Origin of the sequence: Agromyces binzhouensis, from assembly GCF_004135055.1 — a bacterium.
GTDB classification, from domain to species: domain Bacteria; phylum Actinomycetota; class Actinomycetes; order Actinomycetales; family Microbacteriaceae; genus Agromyces; species Agromyces binzhouensis.
Genome location: NZ_SDPL01000267.1, coordinates 1 through 4,347 on the forward strand (window position 1 = coordinate 1; position 4,347 = coordinate 4,347).

Annotated in this window: 4 protein-coding genes; 2 read left to right on the top strand and 2 right to left on the bottom strand. The window is 70.5% G+C overall.

The genetic code is table 11. The annotated features are described in order from the left end of the window. Positions 1 to 649: winged helix-turn-helix domain-containing protein (locus tag ESO86_RS12215; RefSeq protein WP_165307748.1), on the top strand; the 649-nt coding region annotated here is incomplete at its 5' end. 316 nt (positions 650 to 965) lie between these two features. Then, a complete protein-coding gene (locus ESO86_RS12220) occupies positions 966 to 1,421 on the top strand; it encodes a MarR family winged helix-turn-helix transcriptional regulator (protein ID WP_129235278.1) in 456 nt (151 codons plus the stop codon). A 29-nt stretch (positions 1,422 to 1,450) separates the two neighbouring features. Here the strand turns inward: ESO86_RS12220 and ESO86_RS12225 are convergent, their stop codons facing one another. After that, entirely contained in the window at positions 1,451 to 3,379 is a 1,929-nt protein-coding gene (locus tag ESO86_RS12225; protein WP_165307749.1) for a S41 family peptidase, read from the bottom strand. Between the two features lie 467 nt (positions 3,380 to 3,846). After that, entirely contained in the window at positions 3,847 to 4,161 is a 315-nt protein-coding gene (locus tag ESO86_RS12230) for a GNAT family N-acetyltransferase (protein ID WP_242492347.1), read from the bottom strand. Positions 4,162 to 4,347: the final 186 nt, after the last annotated feature.

Below are 4,347 nucleotides of genomic sequence, written 5' to 3' on the forward strand. Positions count from 1 at the left end.
AGCGCCCGCGGCTCCGGCCGCCCCGAGGGTCCGCGCCGTGCCCGAGGGCACCGAGGCGCGCGGCTTCGTCCTCTACGTCGGCATCGACGAGCTGAAGGCCGCGGCCGACGGCACGAGCCTGCACCGCATCGTCGAAGCCCTCCGCACCCTCACCGCCGAGCTCGCCCCCTCGGCCGAGACCTACGCGGCCGTCGCCCTCGCACCAGAGGGCGCCGGCGGCCGCGACGTCGATGTCGTCCGTCTCGCGCTGCAGGACCCGGCGGCGCTCGCCCGCCAGCGCGAGGAGCAGGGACTCAGCGACGACGCCGATCGCCACCCCGACGGCGTCATCATCGACATCTCGCGCAAGCGCGTCCTGCTCGACGGCGAGCCCGCCGGCCTGACCTACAAGGAGTTCGAGCTCCTGCAGTACCTCGTGCTGCGCGAGGGTCGCACGATCGACCGCCACGAGCTCATCGACGGGCTCTGGGCCGGCGACGACGAGATCCCGAACGAGCGCACCATCGACGTGCACATCCGCCGGCTGCGCTCGAAGCTCGCGCACTACCAGGACATCGTGCGGACGGTGCGCGGCGTCGGCTACCGGTTCGACCGGCATGCGGACGTCTCCATCCGCCAGGCCTCCACGCCGAGCCCCGACGTGTTCTGATCCGGAAGAAGTCCCGCATTCGGGGCACATTCCACTAGCGCCCGTTATCTATCCGTTATATATTCGTAGCGCACCGGTTGTTTGCTGTGGCGGCCGGTGCGGAATGTGATTGCAGGACACTCTTGGTGCAAGGGAGAGGGCCGGTCGTCAGCCTCTACGACCGGCCCTCAACCGTGTCCGCCCCCAGTTGAGGGGGCCCCGCCGCGCCATCCCGGGCCCGGCATCCCGCGGGAGTGCATGCATCCGTATCCTTGGTCTCATCGGCGGCTGAGCGCCGCCCCTCCGAGGAGAGGAGCCTGGATTGGCGGATCGCGCGATGGCGGTGGCTGCATGGGAGGCGCTCTTCCGCGCCCAGGTCTCGATCATGCGACGACTCTCGGCGGAATTCCCCACCGAGGTCATGTCGCTCAACGAGTACGACGTGCTCTTCAACCTCTCGCGCGCCCCTGGTCGGCACCTCCGGTTGAAGGAGCTCAATCGGCACGTCCTCATCTCGCAGCCGAGCGTGAGCCGGCTCGTCGATCGACTCGCCGGGCGCGGGTGGGTCGAGAAGACCGACGACCCCCTCGACGGCCGCGGCACGATCGTGCACCTCACCGCCAAGGGCTTCCAGGAGTTCCGCCGCGCCGCCATCCACCACATGGAGGCCATCACCGACCGCGTCGGCGGGACCCTCGACGACGACGAACTGCAGCAGCTCATCGGGCTGTGCGATCGACTGCGCGAAGCGCAGGATCCGGCCGGGCCGGCTCCGCACCCGTCGGACGGATGATCCGACGGACCCGGTGGCGGCCGCGCCGGCTACAACGCGATCAGGCGTGACGCCACGAGGTCGTCGCCGTCGAAGCCCTCCAATCGGAGCACGCTGTCGGGCGTCGCCCCGGCGACGGAGACGTCGAGGTCCGTGGTCCCGTCCGGGGTGACGGCGGTGCCGACGGGTCGGCCGTCGAGGTAGACGTCGACGCTGTCGATCGACTCCGTCTGGAGGGTGAGGGTGACCCGGCCGTTCGCCGGGGCGCCGACTGCGGCCCCGAGCACCCGGACGGTGCCGCCGGCCAGCAGCCTCCCTGCGGCCTCCATGAGGTCGACGTTGTCCTCCATCACGTCCCTCCGCGTGAGCTGGTGGGACTCGTCCGGCACGACCCCGAGATCCTCGACCGGCTGGCCGAAGCGGTCGCCGACCCTGAGGCAGCGCCGGAGGGACACCCGATATGCGGCACCCGACGGCAGCGCTCGCAGCGGGCCGCCCGTCCAGTCGGCGCGCAGGGCCTCGTGGGTCAGCACGTTCGCGCCCCCTGCGCCGGTGTTCTCGTCGACGCCGAGGACGGGTCCGATGGCGTGGTCCTGGAATCCGGCGGCGAAGATGTCGGTCGCGCTGTAGCAGAGGGCGTCGGTGATCAGCACGACCGGACCGTGGTAGAGCTGGCCGACGCTGTTGACGACGTCCTCGGGGTAGAGCGGCAGCGCCCGGGAGAACGGGGCCCCCGTCGTGATCGACTCGTCGATCGACGGCTTCCAGTCGCGGTAGTCGGCCACCCGGCCGCAGAGGTCCGCGGTCAGCCGGGTGTTGATGAACTGCATCGGCTCGGGCCGGACCCGCCGGGGCGTGAAGAACTGGAGCAGGAACTCGGATGCGATGACGAAGCCGCCGCCGTTGCCGCGGACGTCGAGGATCAGGCCGTCCTTCGGCAGGACGGCGGCCAGCCGCGCGACCTCCTCGATGAACGCGGCGATGTTGCGATCCTCCATGAAGAACGTGTAGATCCTCAGGTGGCCGAACGTCCCGCTCGCGGTCGAGACCGTTCGGGCCTTGAGTTCGGTCGGCCGGTTGGTCGGCACGATGCCGGCCTCCTGCTGCGCCTTGGTGGCTCGCGGAACGTCGAGCGCACTGCGCTCGACCCGCGCCTCCTCCTTCAGCGAGGACGGGGCGAACAGCCGTCGCTTGACCCGGCGGCTGAGTTCGGTCTTCAGGTCCAGCCCGATCAGGTGCGACGACGGCGACGAGATCCCGGTCGGCAGCTCGGCACTCGCATCGCCTCCACCCAGGTCCGTCGAGGATTCGAACACCCGCCACGGCAGGCGCGTCTCGTGCTCCGCGGCGCCGACGCGGTACGTCAGGTCCACCCAGTCTTCGTCCGGCGGCAGCGACATCCGCACCGGTCGGATCGTCATGTTCTCCAGGCCTCGCGCGAGGCTGGCCGCCTTGTTGCTGCCGGCCTCGCGGGCGGCGTTGCGTTCTACCGCGATCGCCATCGGCGTGCCGTTCCAGTGCGTGACCTCGGCGCCGACGACCAGGTCGGGATCGCCGGTGAGGTGGTCGAACGTCTTGGTGACGATCCACTGCGGCCGACCGCCCTCCACGCAGCGTTCGACCAGGATGCCGAGGAACGCGAAGCCGACGTAGCGGTCGGGGAGGATGTAGTTCGTGTGCAGGTCGCGCAGGCCGAGGAAGACGCGCTGCAGCGAGATGTGGAATTCCGCCTCGGTCAGCATGGGCAGCCGGGAACGGAGCAGTCGCAGGCTCTGGAGCGGATCGACGGCGTGCATCGCGCGCTTGAGCGGCAGGTGGACGTAGAGCCCCTCGATCAGGATCTCCGCCTGATCGACGAGCGTCCTCCGCTGCGCCTCGCTGAGCGGGCTCGCCTCGACGTGAGCCCGGAACTCCGGCATCGTGCGAACCGCTCCGAGTCCGTGGCCGCGCCCCATCCCGATGACGTTGATCGACGGCATGTCATCCCCCCGGATTCCTCGGGGCACGGCGGGCGATCCTCCGTCCGCCGTCGCCCGGTCGGGCCGAGCGATGTGCTCGGCGGCTCACCCACGCCGGAGGATGGCACGCACCGACGAACGGATGCTCCGCTCCTGTCCTACTCCCCCTGACGGAATATGAACAGTCCTCATTTTCTGGGACGCGCGGGGACCTGATGGCGGGCATGACGGTGGGACGGGAACCCTACCTCCCGCCCCACCGCGGCCTCACAGGAGGCCCTCCCCGCCGAGCGACCCGAACTGAGCTCGGCGAGCCACCTCCCGAGCGACCGTGCTTGGGAAATCCGGTCGCATTCGCCGCGGTGCAGCGATCTGTCGGGTCGGGTCCCGACTCGGGTTTTGAGGAATCGTATCGTTTCGCCGAGACAGCAGCAGTGCCCCAGAGCGGGGGTCACGGATCGGACGCGAGGTTCCGGTTCGGCCCCGGTTCAGGCGTTGACCGGCTGCCCGCCGGGCCAGTCGATCGACTCCTCGTAGCCCGGATGCTTCCGCAGCCACGCGGCGATGAAGGGGCACCGCGGCACGATCCGCTCGCCGCGCCGGATCGCATCCTCTACGACCCACTTCGCCAGCATCGAACCGAGGCCGCGGCCCTCGAACGCCGGATCGACCACCGTGTGCGTGAAGATGATCCGGCCGGGACTCGCCCGGAACTTCGCGAAGCCGGCCTGGCCACCGCCGAGCAGGAGCCGATAGCGGCTCGCCTCGTCGTCGCGGACGATCTCGACATCGTCGTCGGGCACGGGATCTCCTCTCCTCGCGGGCCGCTCGGCCCGCAGGCTCATCAGGTGGAACGTGCCAGGCTCGGATGCATTCCCGGCGGCGCGGCTCCGGCGAACGCGAAGGTCGGGATCGTCGTCGTGCGGACCCGGTCGCCGAGCGCGGCCGCGCCGCGAGCGGGCCCCGCGACGAGCCCGCCGACCGCCGCC